We start from the raw sequence: 17,614 nt of genomic DNA on the forward strand, positions 1-17,614 counted from the left end.
CACTGCTGAACGAGGCCCGTTATGAACAGACTGTTCGAGACGCTCGAGCGCCTGTCCCTGCGCAGCAAATTGATCATCGGCTTCGCGGCGCTGCTGATGTTGGTTCTGATACTGGGCGTGCAAAGCCTGCGCACCCAGTATTCTCTCAGGAACGAAATGCAGCAGTTGTACCAGCAGGATCTGGTGGGTATCCAGCATGTGCAGGAAGTCCGGGTGCAGTTGCCGTATCTTTTGCTGGCCATGCAACGTGCGATCGCGACCAACAACGCGGACATTCGCATCAGCGCCAGAACGCAGATGAGTGTCGCCCAGGAACGACTCCACGAAGCCCTGGAACAGGTGCGCCCGACACTGCGGCGACAGAGCAGTCTGAGCAGTCTGCTGGAGTTCGAGAGGGTCTTGCAGCGTCTGCAAAAAGATGGCGATGCGGCGCTGGAATTCGCCGGCAAAGGCTCCCTCGGTCAAGCCTGGATGTTGCTTAACAGTCAGGATTTTCTCGCGCTGGAACAGGGTAGCGACGAGCTGCTCACGCAGATCGAGAACAACAAGCAAGCCGACATCCACGATACCGCGAAGAATCTGGCCGAATATGCGCAGCGCAGTACCACGATCACCTATGTGTTGCTGCTGGGCGGGTCGACACTGGCCTTGCTGTTGACCTGGCTGGTCAGTTATTCCATTCGCGTGCCGCTCAATCGTGTCCGTGTGGCGGTAGACGAATTGGCGTCCGGCAAACTCGACGGGCAGATCCCCCACACCGACCTTCGCAACGAAACCGGTGACCTCGCCCGAGCCATCGCCACGTTGCAGGTGGAGGCTTGTCAGCTTGAGCGCCAGCGCTGGGTTAAAAACCACACTTCGCTTCTGCAAGTGGATCTGCAACAGGCGGAAACGCCGCAGCAGTTGGCCCAGGCTTTTTTTAGCCACATCGCGCCGCAGTTAGGCATGTGCCAAGGGGCACTTTACGTTCTCTATGAAGGCGCCTCGCGCCTTCGATTGGTGGGCGGTTACGCGGTGGACAGTGAGCATCCGCTGCCCGTTGAACTTGCGCTCGGTGACGGGTTGCTTGGCCAGTGCGCACTGGATCACCAACCCCGCCACCTGCAGAATTTACCCGAACCGTTTTGGCATGTACGCACGCAGTTGGGCGCCGCTCCCGCCAGCGTCCTGATGGTTCAACCCGTGCTGCGTGGCGAACGCCTGCTCGGGGTGGTGGAAATGGCCGGTTTTCGCCAACTGGAAGAGAACGAAGCGCTGCTCTTGCAAGAAGTGTTGCCCAGGCTGGCCGGCGCCATGGCCATCATGGAGCGCAGTGAGGCGGCCCAGGCGCTGCTGCTGGAGACTCGTCGTCAGGCGGACGAAATGGGCGCGCAGACTTTGCAACTGGAACACCAGGCCAGCGAACTGGAGGCCCAGCAGGCAGCATTGCGAGCCACCGAGGCCTGGTATCGCGGCATCATCGAGGCAGCACCGGACGGTATGCTGGTGCTGGGGGCTGACGGTCGCATTCTGATGACCAACCCGCAAATGGACAGCCTGTTTGGTTATGCCCCCGGCGAGTTGATTGGCGCCAGCATCGAGCGTCTGGTGCCTCAGGCTGCCCGCGAGCGTCATGTCAAATTGCGCGACGGTTTCATTGCCAGCGGCGGCACCCGGCAGATGGGTGGCGATCTGGAGGACCTGAGCGGCGTGCGCAAAGACGGCAGCCTGTTCTCCGTGGAAATTGGCCTTTCCCACCTGCCCCGCCTGGAAGGTCGTGGCGTCTGCGTCTGTGCCTCGGTGCGCGACGTGAGTGAACGCAGAGCGATGGAAGCCAGGCTGCGGACTGCCAGCGATCGCCTGAACCTGGCGCAAGAGGCCGGCGACATCGGTCTGTTCGATGTTGATCTGGTCAGCGGCACAAACTATTGGACGCCGCAGCTTGAAACCCTGTTTGGTCTTGAACCGGGTGCCTTCGGTGGCACGCTGCAGCACTGGCAGGCGCTGGTGCATCCCGAGGATCTGGCGCGGGTCAGCAGCACCTTCGACAGCGCCGTGCAGAGTGGCGATGACCGCGTCGAATTCGACTTTCGCATCGTGCGCAAAAATGACGGGCAGATACGCACGTTCCGCTCGCTCAACCGTTTCTCACGCACGCCGGACGGCCAGCCATTGCGCGCAACCGGCATCAACATCGACGTGACGGCGCTGGCAGAAGCAAGAGCAGCAGCCGAAGAAGCCACTCAGGCAAAGAGCGAGTTCCTTGCCAACATGAGCCATGAGATCCGCACGCCGATGAACGCCATCATCGGCATGAGCCACCTGGCGCTGCGTACCCATCTGGATAATCGCCAGCGCAACTACATTGAAAAGGTGCATCGCTCGGCGGAGAACCTGCTGGGAATCATCAACGACATCCTCGATTTTTCCAAGATCGAGGCCGGCAGGATGAGCCTCGAACAGGCGCCTTTCCGCCTCGAGGACGTGCTCGACAGCTTCGCCGCCATGATTGGCCTGAAGACCGAAGACAAGGGTCTGGAGTTGTTGTTCCAGATCCCGCCCGATCTGCCCACGGCCCTGATCGGCGATCCCCTGCGCCTGGGGCAAGTGCTGATCAATCTGGGCAACAACGCGGCCAAGTTCACCGAGCACGGTGACATCGTGGTCGGCGTGGAAGAAGTGGGTACACACAACGAACACGTGCAACTGCACTTCTGGGTGCGCGACACGGGCATCGGCATGACCGTCGAGCAGTGTTCACGCCTGTTCCAGTCGTTCAGTCAGGCAGACAGTTCGATCACTCGCAAGTACGGCGGCACCGGGCTCGGCTTGTCCATTTCGAAGAAGCTGGTGGAGCTGATGGCCGGCCGAATCTGGGTGGAAAGCCAACCGGGGGTCGGCTCGACATTCCATTTCCAGGTGCAACTCGCTGTGCAGCAAGGCGTGCAGCCGCGCCGTATGTTCAAGGCCGGCGAGCTATTGGGCATGCGGGTACTGGTCGTGGATGACAATGCCAGTGCGCGTGAAATTCTCTCGGGCATGGCGCGCAGCTTTGGCCTGGAAGTGGATGTCGCGCAGAGCGGTGATCTGGCGCTGCGCATGTTGGCCGACGCCGAGCACAAGGCACTGCCTTACAATCTGGTCTTGATGGACTGGCGGATGCCCGGCATGGATGGCATGGAAGCCGTGAGCAAAATGCATTCCGCCAGCCTGATGCGCACGCCATCGGTGATCATGATCACCGCATTTGGACGCGAAGAAGCCCGCGAAGAAGCCGAGCGCCAAGGCATCCAGTTGCCGGTGGTACTGACCAAACCCGTCACGCCGTCCTCGCTGCTCGAAGCCATCGGCGTGGTGCTGGGCAGAGAACCACAGGGTGAAACGCGAACGGGCGAACGCTCCCTGCACAATGCCAACACAGTCGCCAGCCTCAATGGCGCGCGACTGCTTCTGGTCGAAGACAACGATCTCAATCAGGAACTGGCCAGCGAGCTGCTGGAGAGCGTCGGAATACGCCTGCGACTCGCCACGCACGGTCAGGAGGCCCTGGACATCCTCGCCGAGGATGGCGACTTCGATGGCGTGTTGATGGATTGCCAGATGCCGGTGATGGATGGATACACGGCAACCCGACAAATCCGCCAGCAACCGCGCTTCAACACTTTGCCGGTGATCGCCATGACCGCCAACGCGATGGACGGTGACCGCGAGCGCGCCCTCGAATGCGGCATGAACGACCATATCTCCAAGCCACTCAACGTCGAAACCATGTTCGCCACCCTGGCAAAATGGATCAAGCCACGTGCCGCTCAAGCATCGCTGAACGCAGGATTCGCCGATGGCTTGCCCGAGCAGCTTGAGGGCATCGACCTCGCGGCAGGTCTCGCCACCTGCATGGGACGGCGGGATCTCTACCTACGCCTGCTCTGCAAATTTCGCGACACCCAGACAGGCTTTATCGAACAGTTCCACACCGCACGGATCGATCCGGATGCTGGCGCCGCTGAACGACTGGCGCACAGCTTGCGCGGCACCGCCGGCAACATCGGCGCCAGGTCCGTGGCGCAAGCCTGCGCTTTGCTGGAACAGGCCTGCCATGACGGCGAGCCGGCTACGGTGCTGCAAGGGCTGGCGATGCAGGTCGAGTATTGCCTGCAGCCGATTCTGGTCGCACTGGCCGACCTCAAGGCAGACACACCGGCCGGCGCAGGTGATGAGCTACAGAACGACTCCGCTATCAACGAGCAACTGAACAGGCTCATGGGTCTTTTGGACGAAGGTGACACGGCGGCTTTGGACGCACTTGCGGGATTGCGCAACATGCGACTTGATCGGGCGTTAGAAGAACGCCTGGCTCTGGTCGCGGTACAGGTGGAAAGGTTCGATTTTGATCGGGCTTTGAAGCTTTTGCAGGATGGGTGATTTGAGTGAGGAGGTTGCTGTAGATGGTTTCTGTAGTTGAGCGATTTTGGCCGATAGCTACTGCTCCCGAATGACCGCTTTCGGCCAAAAGCAGCCGTTCAGCAAACGCTGATATTGGCTAGAGTGAAACACGTTCTAGCTGCGGGGCGACATGGGTCCTCCAACACTGAAGCAGCGGCAAGCACATCAGGTAGTACATGAGCCAGCACGCGTAGATGCTGGAATGCAGGTAGCAGGCACCAGATGCCAACTTGCCGTGTGCCATTTCGTGGCGCAGGCACGGGCCGCCTTTGAGATTGAACAGTAGGTCAATCGTGTAGATCAGGTCGACGCCGAAAACCGACTCTAGCTGCTCTCGTCGGTTGCTCAGCAGCCCACTGAGCGACCGGTCTTCTTGCAGCAATTCTTCGTCCAATTTCGATGTATCAATTCCAGCGTCACTAAGCACATGGCGTAGTGAGTTCTCGAGCTGTGGGAACAGCAGATGGCAGGCGGACACCATGTCCCCCTGAAGGAAGCGCGCGAGGCCCAGGGCATAAATGTGCTCGAACCCTGATGGCACGAATGGGCTGGCTGACACGATGGCCATCAGGTGTCCATCGTCGACAGCAAATTTGGTCATAAGGGTTTGGGCGGCCGGCTTTACACGGCTTTCAACCCACATTTGGTACTGGATGTCCAAGTAGCGAAGGCTCTCATGGTCATACCATTCAGGTGGCGGTGTGTCGTCGAGATTGATAGTCGGTGCTTGTGTGACTACCCGGCCCAGGACGTCGGTGTAGATCTGTCCGTTGAAGAGGTCGGAAAGGAGTGAGTCGCTACGGTCACGGATGATGTCCGTGTGCAGCGCCATTTTCTCAGGTACTTCACAGATCCGGGCAAATGTGTAAAAGAACTCTGGAAGCGTCAGATCCTTGAAGACATTAATAGTGCCTTGGCGCACCTCGCTCAAATCCATCGGGATCTGGAAGGGAGAAAATTCGTGAGCAGCCTGCGCTTGCAGCTCCAGCAACTCGGTCTTTAACGCTTCCAGTTCTGCTTGCATGCCTGGAATAGCACGAAGCTCCCGTATGGCATCCCGCGTCCAGCTAGCTCTGGCCATGAAGCTGTCGACGCCTTCTCGCATCCTGAGCGTCTGCTCGATCGACTTTAACTTGCAGCGCTTGAAGCCTGGGTGATCTTTGGACTGATGATGGGCGAGGGCGGCAAGCTCCCACACTACTTTGACGGCCATGGCGTAGTCGCTGGCAGCGGCTGCGTTTGCCGACCTCTCCGCATCCTGTGCAACTTGCGCCCATTCGATCAGGCTGAAGGACTGGCCTAGCCGAGCCAATCGATCAAGCGACGTGAAACACCTCAGTTTCTCGGCATGGGTGTAAAGACGGTTCCATGTTGCGATCACGATCTCGGGCGGTGTTTTTCGCTTGCCTGTGCCGGCTACGATGTGGAAAGCCCTTTCGATCAGATCGACGACTTTGGAGGACAGCCCAGAGGGTGGCTCGTATCTGAACGAAAGCTTGTCGTCCAAGTAGAATTCGATCGTTTGACAGTAGGAATTAATTGCCAAGACGGCGCTTTGATGCAGGTTTCTGTGGTTATACCAAGACACATCTGCAACCCGAGCGCGCAGGAGGGGGTGGTCGATCATTTCGGCGATAGTGGCAAGCGCCTGGCTCTGCTCCCCAGCAATGTCGGCGGGGATGGACGTGCGCATGCCATCCCTGATCAACCTTGGGCCGAAGGCATCTTGGCGATCTACAGAAAAATGGAAAGAACACACCACAATGAGCACTCTGTAAGCCCGGCAGCCGCCGTAGTTCTTATTCGCCAGCGCCCGCCTGGAGCGTGCGCTCAGCTCAGAGTCGAATGAGTAAAAGTCGAGCGTATCGACGGTCTCCAGCAGTTGGCTGATCTCGGTCTGCCGGAAATCATTGACAGAAGCAAATTCCAGCCGGGAGCGATCTGATTTGTTACCGATGATCGTTTCCGGTGCTGAAGGAACTCCTGGAACCAGCTCCATGTCCGGTTCCCTGCCAAGTTCCCTGTCCGATTTCTGTCCGGCGCCTAGCGCCACGTCCTGATCGTTTGATGGCCCGGTCTGCTCGCTCATTCCCTCTCCCTGCTCTGGATGATTTAACTACGCGGGCGGTGGACTGCATGGCTGCTTTGATACGCAAAATCGTTCTACCAGAGGCCCAAAGTATGCCACTTTATTTTAGTGATCGTGGCAGCTTGCCACGCATGCAATATGTCATTATTTTTGTGTTTTTTGGCAGGTTAATATTCATCGGCATCCTCTTCGGCCATTGCTCGTCCCTCAGCAAGTGAGCGCTCAATGTTGCCCTCAGCATGTCTGCGAATATCGTCGTAAAGAGCGAACGCCGGATCAGCCCTGCTCAATGTAGCGAGCGCTTCCTCAGCTTGCGCCTTCATTCTCAAGTCTTCAGGGAACGGTTCACCAGGAGTGCCACTTCGAATACCACTGACAGCAGACGCGAAGAGCGAAGAACTGAGTTCTCGATAGACGGATACACCAAGCGAGCGCGCCACCTTCAATGTTCGCGCGACAAATGCGCTGTCCTCAAACACAAATAATGGTGGAGCGTCTCGAAGCACATAAGAGAGCACTCTGAAGTGCTGGCTGTTGCCACCAGCACACCACGCTTCAAGGATGCTCGTACACGCTGGGTGCCGAAGTCCGAACACACCTGACACGACATCAGATAGGTTGTGCGCGAAGCGATACACGTCGATCTGTGGGAGCGCCCAGTCAAGCACCTCTCGCAACAGCACAGCCCCATCGAGATGCTCCAGAACATCTAAAGACGGCTGGTTGAATGCAGTGCCGCCGACTGGCAACGTTCGCCAGTCATCTCGATCGACTGCCTGCTCGAGGCGCGCCTTTATAAGCTCAACTACCAAGCGAGGGCTTCGTTTGGCCACGCGCATGAAAAACCCATGGACGATATGGTCGTCCAGACGCGGTAAGTTTAGAAATAACTTGAGAATGCGACTGAGCTCGTTCTCACTGATCGAGTCAAGCGGGATGAGCTTGTCATCGTCGAACCACATGAAGATACCCAACGGCGACTCAGCAGCCAACGCAGGATTCGCATTGACCAAAAGCTCGATTGCAAAGCTTTTGTCCCGCTCGGCTACGTCGCGAAATAGCCACGAGGAACTAGCCAGCACCGCGGGGTCGCTTGAGCCGAAGATGCGTCTCAAAATAGAGCGATCGAACTCGGTCAAGCCGCGGAGTTTGACTAGACCCATCGTGTAGGCACGCGCGACTAGAGAAAGCTCCGCATCCCCAGAAGTTAGCAGCGCTTCAATGTGAGCGTTAGCTTCGCTTGGTGCGTGTTTTATTAGCACTGCAAGTGCAACTGAGGCGAACTCTGCGATTGAGCTCTCAGGGAATTCAACTCTTGCATCAAGAACCACACGAGCGAATGCAGGCCGGTCGTTCAACAGCCGATTAACGAAAACATGAGTCGATTGGGCTGAGTCACGACGATATGTTTTAAGTTCGTCCAAGCGCTCATTAATGAACAACCCAAGCGCTTTCTCATCAGGGAACGCCTGAACAAGCTCCTCGACAAGCTTTGCCTGAATTTCATCGTTGTGGTCTTGCCTGTCAACCTCGTGCCTCCAAGTGCTGGTTCCCCAAGCATCCATAAGCACACGAGTGACACGAGTGTTCAGATCTCGGTCGAGCTGGCGCAAAATGCGCGCTGCTGGCTCCTTGGTTGTTCCAATAGCGTAGTGTGCATGCCACCCCACCGACTCAGCGATACGTATCAGCACTACAGGCGGCAGGAATTGGTGTTCGATCAGGGAGTTAACTCGCTCAAGCGTATCAGTGAATTCCTCCTCCCAATCAGCGCCCTCCTTATCGCTGGGCGCGCGATTCATTACTCCGATCGGTCCACGCAACGCATTGTGGAGGGTCTCAGCAGCATCGTAGGCGCGACGCTTGTTGTCGCTCGTCAAGCTCTCCAAAATGACGTCTATGATTCGGCGCCGGACTGCCTGCACCGACTCAATGTCAACACCATAGGATGTGAGCGTAATGGCGCGACTGGAGGCTTTGGAAGTGAAGTGTCCTTCCGTTGCCAAGGCGCCTTCGAGTACAACAAACGGAGTGAATACCCCAGTCCAAGTATCTACGTACGGCACGAGCGAGAGCATGAAATCGAGGACACCCTCAATGTATGCGATTGGAACTCGTGGCTCAGGTGTCGCCATCTCACTCAGAAGCCGAAGCGGATGATTCGGGTGCTGGTTGATTTGGCGCCGATCATTACGCCCAAGATCCCACAGCAGTTCCGAGGCGTCCCAGAGATACTGCAGGCTGTATGCCGCGTTGCGGATCAATCGGCAAACATCTACGTGCGCCCCATGCCCCTCCTCAATCAATCGGCGAGCAAATGCGAGTGCTTGGCGCGGCTGATAATACGCTGCTTCCACAGCTGCCTTCAGGTGCGCCTGCACATAGTCACCCTCCCACTTTAGGCTACGCCATAGCGCGTCCAGCAGTGGACTATTAGACGTGTCACCTTCATTACGCCGCCAATCAAGGCGGCCTAGGTTTAAGAGGAGATGAGCTTTATGCTCGGGTATGGCCGCCTCAAATACTCGCTCGGCTTGCCCATTTGAGGCGCCACTTCCGATGATGTACCCGGACTCGATGATTGAGTCCGCCAGGAGATCAGGAGAGAGTCGATAGCTCGCACCTCGTTTGAACAATACACCCGATGCAATCAGGAGCTTGGTCAATCGAGTGGCATCTGGCGCACTCACCCCTTCGATTGACTCGTAGAGTGCAAGCACCTTGGGGTCATCGGGCACGACTGGCTGGATGAGCGCGATCACGCGCAACATACCCTCGATATGATCTTGATCCTTGGGACTGGTTGAAACGCTCTTTGCAATTGCTTCCTTGTATAGATGAAGGACTGTTCGCTGGAACACCTCGTGCGAGCCGAACAGCTCAGGATGCATTCCGTCTTTGGCAACAATCCAGGCACCGACTACTACAGAAAGCGGGCTGTCATAAGCCACGTTGGCGATCAGCGTGGCCACGTGTATTGGCCCACCTAGTGACTCCAAGACATGCGTAGCAAGTTCAACCCCTTCAGCCTTGGTGGGCTTCTCCAGCACCACCGGCGCGCTCATCAACCCATAGCGGGCCAACTGGCGATCAATGACCTCTCGCGCATATGGGCGATACACCAATAAGAGCCGCGCATTCGAATGCGGGCTCGCGGCATAGCGCACCAAAAGCTCAAGGTCAGTGCGATCGTGCGCGTCATCAACGACGAGGAGTTTTTCGCCATACCCCAAGTCATCGAGGCTCTTCGTCGTAATTTGTTCAGTTGGAGAGAGAATTAGGGTCGTTTGGCCGGTATGCGTTTGCGTAAAGGTATCGATTGCTGCTCGCAGAGTGCGCGACTTACCTCCACCGGCTGGCCCCACCAACGACACGACTGTCTGCTTCCGATCCTCTAGGGCAATGGCGAGCTGCTCACACTCCTTACCCCTCCCAATGAGACCCCAGTGATGGCTGAATGGCCGGTCGGCAACTACAAGTGGTGCGAAGAAGTCGTTTGGAGTGAGCCAAGGACCGGGCGATGGCTCACCCAAAAGAGCGAAACGCTGCCCAGGAAAGTAGGTATCAACCAAGCGGCGTTTTACATCTACTGGCAGTTCGCGCAGTTTCTCCGAGAGATCGTCCTGATCCCATATATCCCATCCGTGGTGTTTCTTCACCTCGCTGCGCGCTAGTGGGCTCGCGACGCGTGAAAGGAGGATGAATTTCTGTGCTGCCTCTGTTTTGTGCGCTTCAACTGCGGCTTTCACCTTTGCTGCTCCGAACTGGGCCTCTCGCTTGCATTGAAATGAATGCACCTCGCCGGTTTTGAGCTCGACGTCGATGTCGATCCCAAACTGTTCGTGCCCAGTTTTACCGGCCGCGTGCACCTTACCCCCCGGATAAATTGCCTCTAGGAGTGAACGGCAGATGCGTTGAAATCCTTCAGGCGAGAGAGATGCAAGCGGGAGCGGCTGGTCAAACGATACCGTTACTTGTTCAGTTACATGGCCCGAAACGACGAGAAGCCGCTGCGGATCGGCACGTAAAGCGTTGGCCACGACCGCGATCTGATCAGCGCGCGGGCGTGACTCGCCAGCCTCCCATCGAGTGACGGTCTGCTGGGCAACGCCCAGAAGCTTGGCAAGCTCAGTGTGGGTAGAGATGCCTTGTTCTTGGCGGAGGCGCTTTAGCTCGTCACCGAAGCGCTTGTGTTTACCACGCTGATCAGTCTTCATTCTCACACTCACTTTGTGCGTACTAGCAATATATGAGTGCGACTATTTGCCGTCAATCGGGAGGGGGGGCAAGGTTTCGTCATGAATCTCTTATTAGATGCAACGGCTGCTAGCCTTACTATCTTTACGAATTACCCCCCAGTTTTCTAATCACCTCCAAGCCACAACTGTTGCTTGCGAAGCGGTAAGTAAATGCCTGCTTATGGCCACGAGCGGTGGCTTGCATATGTCCGCTTTTGGCCTTTAGAGACCGTTGCTCTGGCTAACCATCCTTGTCCTCCCACACGCGGAGGATTTGCCATGAACACCATTGCAACCTGCAGGCGTCAGCCTTGGAACAAAGGAAAATTGGTCGGGCAGAAAGCCCCGCTCCGACTGAGAGATATCTGGGCTATCCGAGTAAGGCTTCAAATAGGAGAGAGAACCCGTGACCTGGCTCTCTTCGATCTGGCCATAGACAGCAAGCTTCGAGCCTGCGACTTAACCAAGCTCCGTGTGCGCGACGTTGCCCATGGCGAACAGGTGTCCTCACGAGCAATGGTGATACAGCAGAAAACGCACCGGCCAGTCCAATTCGAGATTACCGAACAAACACGGTCCGCTGTCGCGGCTTGGTTACATCAGGTCCAGCTACGCAGCGAGGACTACCTTTTCCCTAGCCGACTGCATACCTCAGACCATCTATCCACTCGGCAGTACGCTCGTATCGTCAAAGGCTGGGTGACGGCCGTTGGCCGTGATCCAGCCATGTATGGCACTCATACGATGAGACGTACGAAGGCATCACTAATCTATCGCAGGACGAAGAACCTACGGGCGGTTCAACTGCTGCTCGGCCATACGAAGCTGGAGAGCACCGTTCGATACTTAGGGATTGAGGTCGATGACGCTCTGGAGATGGCAGAACAGACCGAGGTTTGATCATGCATAGCGGCGGTCTAAGTCAGACCGTCGCTAACCGACCCAGAACTGCCGCTGTTGGATGGCGAACATCGGTCCAACGCGAACTGCTCTACAAAAACCAGATAATGGTTAGAATTCAAAAACTAACAGCTTGCATATCGATACCACAATCACCGACAGTAAATTCTTATTATTCGCCCTCCTTCTCCACCAAGACCCAATCACCTTCACCAATTTTATTCATCATAGTGAATGGGAACTTCTGGAAGCGCTGGCTAACATCTTCTGAACTTACTTCATCAATACGATCTACATCCCCACAAGTTAAATGCAGAGCTATCATTTTCTTAGTGATGTCAACAAATGCATCCACTTCCGAGAGCAACCACGTTTTCTGATCTCTTTCAAAAAAATCGAAAGGCAGATCATTGAGGCTCAAGTCCTCTACGTCATGACCCTTGTTCTTACTCAGCTCAATCAGAACGAACTCAAAAAAATCGGTGAGATACGAGTATAGAAGATGCGTATGGAAGGTAAAATAGTTATCGGCGAAGTTGATGTTATTATTACACCCATTGGAATACATGAAATCAACTTCAATCAAATCGTCCAGATCAAAATTGTAAGCCTGAAAACAAATTCTACTTTTCACACGCTCATTGTTCACGTAAAAAGGATTAACCGTAATCCCGCCATGAACTATTCTATTTCTAATATTGTTAAGACTTTTATACCACCCAATCTGCAACGCAATAAGGTTTTTTGCATACGCCTCAAATCTGCTTTCCAAGTATTCGTACTTATTCCCCCCTTTCTTCTTGGGAAATATCAATTTATCCGCCACTTGATAAGCAATGTCAAAAATTGTGCTAATTTTATAGTAGCAATACTCAACCGCGCTTACACTGACAATTCCAGACTGATCATGAACATCCATAAAATCACTATTTTTCTGGATTTTATCGATATAGGAAATTGTGTAGAATAGTTTTTTAAAGTGCGTTTTTAAATTTTTAAAAAGAAATTGAATCTCTTCATCCTCCAGAAGATCCGGCTCATATTTATTTAAATACATAATTAATTTGTACGTTGGACTATCAATTCTTTTTGCATTTACGTCGATAGGCATTACGATCCCTCGCTTGGAAGCCAAATAGATTTAGACAAAGCCAACAGCTCTTGTCGTTATCACAAAAATAAGCCTATCAGCAGTGATGAGAGTCGGCAATCGGAAACATGTCACGGGGAGGGCTAAAAACTTTTAACATAGAGCTTTATAGGAGTCGTTAAAGATCAATGATGATGTGACCGCTCATGGCCGCTAACTGCTGCTCCTGAGCATCCGCTTCCGGCCAGAAGCGGGCGCTAATCGGCTCAATCCGACTTAGAGCAAAGCAATAGCACTCATTGAATAGTGGTAATTCCAAAGACCTGCGGGTCGGCACAAAAAATATGAGAGCGGGCTTGATACGCGGCAAGCAAGTTAAACCTCTCAAGTAGGTTCATAACATTATGATGATGCTGTGCCGAGAATTTCATATTGAACGACTTTACTTGTTCCCTCATCTGTGTCGGGACCTGCACAAGGGTCTGCTTCGACAAGTTGACGACATTGAATGAAGCAAACGCACTCCGACTCAAGTTAAAAAGAAACATATTGTGATTGGGATCATTAGTTCCTTGAAGATAACCTGTATCAGGTATGGCAACTCGGCAGCCAGCAATGTCATCAAAAGTCGCTACTATGACATGGCCCATGTGACCTTCTGACTCAATAATCTTCTCGACGGACGATTCCAAAATACTTTTCGTGCCACCAGGAGGGATCATTAACGCCAGAAAAATAATCTCTAGTCACTGGAAATACTGATCACTCGTCACCCCAAACTCTGCGCAAACAGCAGCTAAGTGAGGCTTTATTCCCGTGCGAATGTCACAGAAATCGGCTAGCAAAATAGGATCAGTTGGGTACAACCCCGCAACCCCCTTAAACATATCAATTGTTCGAGCAATAGAATATGGGTTTCTTATCCACCCCATAAACTTTGATTTGAAGACTTTTTCAGCGGCGCCCCTCAAAACATCACCTTCGGAGTTGACCTTTGACTCTGAAATAAGAAGGTCAGCGGCTGGAGCTAGATCCGCTTCAAATATCTGAAAGAAATCCTCTAGATTTTTTCTTAGAGATGAGTTCTTTACATCAAAACTAAAAAGATCATCAAAAGAGAGATTCTTCTTAACTCTAACGCCCTCTGCATTAGTCAGGCGGACAATGCTATTTTCTCGATCTACAATTTCAAACTTGTAGATTCGTTGCTTATCCTTTGGTCTGCTCTCGTCGATGCAATTGCTACGTTGCTCGGACTGAGAGATAAAATGCTGATTCCTTGTTAGATTCTCCATAACCTCTCCTTATGCCGGCGACCTACCGGACGCGCAAACAATATCCCCGAACCCACTATCACGCCAGATCTTTCATTTGAGGGATCGACCGGCCGCTTCTGGCCGAAAATTGCCGCACGCCAACCATCACCAAACTGTTGACCCATAATTCGACTAAGGAGAAGCGATCGGAACGTATTGGCCCGGATCGCTCCGAAGTGAAGCAACCGTGTTGTCAGGGCGCAATTGTCCACGACTTGCCAAGCGCCAGCCGGTGACCATCGTCAACCCTTAGGCGAGAGAGAAGGCTTTTGGGCGCTGAGAGAGAAAAGAACACCCAGTGGCCAGAACCATCAGCCATGGGCTCATTGTCGGCGACATAACGCGCAACCTCGCTCTCAGGCATTTTTAGGGCGACAGACAGTTCCGCCTGGGTCAACTTTCGATAATCGTTCATCAGATCACTCCTTGATCCCGGCTCCATGCCGGTCCTATAGCAATAGCGCAAAAACTGGAAACCCTCCACCGCCCGGGCATGCTCCGGCGTAGTCCGCGCTCCCTAAAGCCGCCAATTCACCCAACACCCCTTATGTAACCCAAAAACACGCCGATACCGTCCAGCAGCACGGAAGCACCGCAGCAGCACTGACTCCCTAGAAGGAAGGAACCCAAACAATGTTGGAACACCTCTGGCGCAACATCCATTCCCCGGACTACTTGCCCAACGTACTGGAGTGGATGCTCCATATTCTCCTCAGCCCGTTCATGGTGATCATGTGCCTGATGGTCGGGGCGCTGGCGGGAAAATGGTGGCGAGCCCTGCCCTACGGCAGCCTGACTTGTTATGTGGTCTTTCTGAGCCGGTCTTCTTTCTATCGCTGGGAAAGCATTTTCCCCCTGGCCGGCCTGCCTGCGCTGGCAATAGATGGCGCACTGCTTGCGCTGCTCGGCTTTTATTTGAAAGGCGTACTCAGAACCCGCGCAGACGCAAAACCCGAAGGCCATTGGCTGCGCAGGCTTTATCAAGGCCTTAAGGTTTTTCTGCTGACGATCATGGTGATGTTCTGGGGATTGGTCGTGCTGTTTGTCGTGGTCTTCACGGTCTCGGTCGCGACCCAACCGTCATTGGTGCATTGAGCAGCCTCCTGCTCGATCAGACAAATCGGGACTCCGGATCGCCGGAAACAGCGGCCGACTCAACAAGATGAACTTCAGTGGCATTCCGCCCCGCCAGCCAGGCAAGCACAGACGCGGCGACCAGCACCGCCGCACTGAGCTCGAATGTGGCTTTGTATCCGCTCAGGTCAAAAGCCAGACCGCCAATGATCGCGCCTCCGGCGATCGCCAGTTGCACAATGGCAACAAGCAAACCGCCTCCGGCTTCCGCGTCATCCGGAAGCGTCTGCGCCAGCCATGTCCACCAGCCGACCGGCGCGGCGGTGGCAACCAGTCCCCAGAGGCCGAGCAACACGGCGGTCAGCAGCGGGGACTTGCCGAAGCTGACCAACGCCAGCGCGATGGCCGCCATGATCAGCGGGATGACGGTCAACGTGCGGTAGAGGCCACGGCCCATAAACCGTTCGATCAGAAAGGTGCCGATAAAACCGGCCAGTCCCAACCCCAGCAGCATCAAGGACAAGGTTGAGACACTGACGCCAGTCACACCCTCAAGAAAGGGCCGCAGGTAGGTGAACAGCATGAACTGGCCCATGAAAAATACGCTGACGGCGACCATGCCCAAGGCTACTGGCGGCTGCTTCATCAGGCGCAGAACGTTGCCGCTACCGGCTTGGCGCTCGGCCTTGAACGACGGCAGGCTTATCAGCAGCCACACGGCGGCCAGCACTGCGACCGGAACCACACAGAAGAACGCGCCGCGCCAGCCGATCAGCGAGCCGAGAAAGCTTCCCGCCGGAGCGGCGATGACCGTGGCCAAGGCGTTACCGCCATTGACGATGGCCAGCGCTCGCGAAACCTGTTCAGGCTTGACCAGACGTATTGCAGTCGCCGCCGACAGTGACCAGAAACCACCAATCGCTATCCCGATCAGCGCACGTCCAAACATGAATGACGGGTAACCCGGCGCGACCGCGACGACCGTACCGGAGACGATCATCAGCAAGGTCAGGCCCAGCAACAATTTCTTGCGTTCGACGCGAGCAGCGACCGAGGCAATCAACAGACTGGTGATCAAGGCAAAGGCACCGGACACGGAAATGCCCTGCCCGGCCTGGCCTTCGGTGATGTGCAGGTCGGCCGCAATCGGCGTCAGCAGGCTGACCGGCATGAATTCTGAAGCGACCAAGGCGAATGCGGCCAACGACATGGCCAGCACAGCGCTCCAGCCGCCTGTTCTTTTAGATGGATCTGTAGATGGAAACGTCATGAGAACTACCTGTGGTGCGAAAAACCTGTGGATGTGATGCGCAGGGGCAAGCAGTTTGTCGTCGCTTCCGGACACTGCCCCTGTAACAGATAGACACATTCTCCCGGTCAATCCGGCCCTTCCCTAGCGCATTCCTCTTGAATGCTTGCCTGATCCTCTGGCGATGCAGGGTGATGGATAGGAAACGTCTCGCGCGCGGATTAGAGTTCGGTCAACAGGAGTGACCCGACATGATCCCTACCCCTCTGCCCCAGGAATCGCCTTTGGCATTGCACATTGACCCGCGCGTGAGCGCACCGGGTGACTTCGCCACGGCCATCCCCGGCTTGTCGTTGTTTCGTCGCGACCAACCGGCGCCGCCCGTGGTGTGCATGATCGAACCGAGCCTGATTCTGGTGGGGCGCGGCGAAAAGCGCTTGTGGGTCGGCGGTGAAGGCTACAGCTATGACCCGTCACGGTTTCTGGTGACGTCGCTGGACTTGCCCGCCAACTCCGAAGTGATGCTCGCCAGCCCCGAACAGCCTTGTGTCGGCCTCGTGCTGAAACTGGATGTCAGCATGCTCGCCGAGGTCATCACCAAGAGCGGCTTGCCGGCCAAGCGGCAGCCAGCAACGGGCACGGGCGCCGCGATTGGCAGCTTGTCGTCTGCGCTGGAGGGCGCACTCGATCGGCTGCTGGCATTGCTCGATGAACCCGAGGCGATCCCGGTGCTGGCGCCGCTGATTCTGCGCGAAATCCACTATCGGCTGCTGCACACCGACCAAGGCGCACGGCTGCGGCAGATCACGGCCGTCGATGGTCAGGGTTATCGCATCGCCAAAGCGATTGACTGGCTGAAGGTCAACTACACCGATGCTCTGCGCATCGACGATCTGGCCGCGCGGGTGCAGATGAGTGCGCCGACCTTTCACCACCATTTCCGACAGCTCACTGGCATGAGTCCGCTGCAGTACCAGAAATGGCTGCGCCTCAACGAAGCGCGGCGGCTGATGTTGGTCGAGCGTCTCGACGTTTCGCGGGCGGCGTTTGCGGTCGGCTATGAAAGTCCGTCGCAGTTCAGCCGCGAATATGCCCGGCTGTTCGGCACCGCGCCGAGTCGTGACATTGCCCTTTTGCGTGGGCAGCCATTCGAAGCAGAAGCCCTCGGCACAGTAGCGAATTGAACGAAAAACGCTGATACGCCTCGCCGCGTGTCACCGCTCATAACAATGCAAG

The 17,614-nt window shown here is 55.5% G+C and carries 11 protein-coding genes; 4 read left to right on the forward strand and 7 right to left on the reverse strand.

Going from position 1 to position 17,614, the window contains the following annotated elements; translation table 11 throughout:
* The first annotated feature begins 21 nt into the window (after positions 1–21).
* Entirely contained in the window at positions 22–4,401 is a 4,380-nt protein-coding gene (locus PMI23_RS07720; RefSeq protein WP_007915422.1) for a response regulator, read from the forward strand.
* A gap of 118 nt (positions 4,402–4,519) precedes the next feature.
* Here PMI23_RS07720 and PMI23_RS07725 read toward each other — a convergent pair whose 3' ends face one another.
* Positions 4,520–6,511: a DUF7380 domain-containing protein gene (locus PMI23_RS07725; protein WP_007915411.1), complete on the reverse strand. Its 1,992-nt coding sequence runs from the start codon at positions 6,509–6,511 to the stop codon at positions 4,520–4,522.
* Positions 6,512–6,678: 167 nt separating this feature from the next.
* Entirely contained in the window at positions 6,679–10,728 is a 4,050-nt protein-coding gene (locus PMI23_RS07730) for a helix-turn-helix domain-containing protein (RefSeq protein ID WP_007915409.1), read from the reverse strand.
* A gap of 300 nt (positions 10,729–11,028) precedes the next feature.
* Here PMI23_RS07730 and PMI23_RS07735 point away from each other — a divergent pair, with 300 nt between their 5' ends.
* Positions 11,029–11,649, forward strand: coding sequence for a tyrosine-type recombinase/integrase (locus tag PMI23_RS07735; protein ID WP_007915408.1), 621 nt, complete (start codon positions 11,029–11,031; stop codon positions 11,647–11,649).
* 172 nt (positions 11,650–11,821) lie between these two features.
* Here PMI23_RS07735 and PMI23_RS07740 read toward each other — a convergent pair whose 3' ends face one another.
* The 4 genes from PMI23_RS07740 to PMI23_RS07755 all read right to left on the reverse strand — a co-directional run bounded on the left by PMI23_RS07740 (position 11,822) and on the right by PMI23_RS07755 (position 14,470).
* A complete protein-coding gene (locus tag PMI23_RS07740) occupies positions 11,822–12,760 on the reverse strand; it encodes a hypothetical protein (protein ID WP_007915406.1) in 939 nt (312 codons plus the stop codon).
* 275 nt (positions 12,761–13,035) lie between these two features.
* Positions 13,036–13,431, reverse strand: coding sequence for a hypothetical protein (locus tag PMI23_RS29735; protein ID WP_157279734.1), 396 nt, complete (start codon positions 13,429–13,431; stop codon positions 13,036–13,038).
* 54 nt (positions 13,432–13,485) lie between these two features.
* Positions 13,486–14,034 carry a hypothetical protein gene (locus tag PMI23_RS07750; protein WP_007915405.1) on the reverse strand — a complete coding sequence of 183 codons (549 nt, stop codon included), beginning with the start codon at positions 14,032–14,034 and terminating at the stop codon, positions 13,486–13,488.
* Positions 14,035–14,248: 214 nt separating this feature from the next.
* On the reverse strand, positions 14,249–14,470 hold the full coding sequence (locus PMI23_RS07755; RefSeq protein ID WP_007915404.1) for a hypothetical protein: 222 nt from the start codon (positions 14,468–14,470) through the stop codon (positions 14,249–14,251).
* Positions 14,471–14,688: 218 nt separating this feature from the next.
* Between PMI23_RS07755 and PMI23_RS07760 the strand changes: the two genes are divergently transcribed.
* On the forward strand, positions 14,689–15,150 hold the full coding sequence (locus tag PMI23_RS07760) for a hypothetical protein (protein WP_007915403.1): 462 nt from the start codon (positions 14,689–14,691) through the stop codon (positions 15,148–15,150).
* A 16-nt stretch (positions 15,151–15,166) separates the two neighbouring features.
* Here the strand turns inward: PMI23_RS07760 and PMI23_RS07765 are convergent, their stop codons facing one another.
* Positions 15,167–16,399, reverse strand: coding sequence for an MFS transporter (locus tag PMI23_RS07765; protein WP_042704918.1), 1,233 nt, complete (start codon positions 16,397–16,399; stop codon positions 15,167–15,169).
* A 230-nt stretch (positions 16,400–16,629) separates the two neighbouring features.
* Here PMI23_RS07765 and PMI23_RS07770 point away from each other — a divergent pair, with 230 nt between their 5' ends.
* Positions 16,630–17,562: an AraC family transcriptional regulator gene (locus PMI23_RS07770; RefSeq protein ID WP_007915400.1), complete on the forward strand. Its 933-nt coding sequence runs from the start codon at positions 16,630–16,632 to the stop codon at positions 17,560–17,562.
* Positions 17,563–17,614 lie beyond the last annotated feature (52 nt).

Source organism: Pseudomonas sp. GM24 (genome assembly GCF_000282235.1).
Lineage (GTDB): Bacteria > Pseudomonadota > Gammaproteobacteria > Pseudomonadales > Pseudomonadaceae > Aquipseudomonas.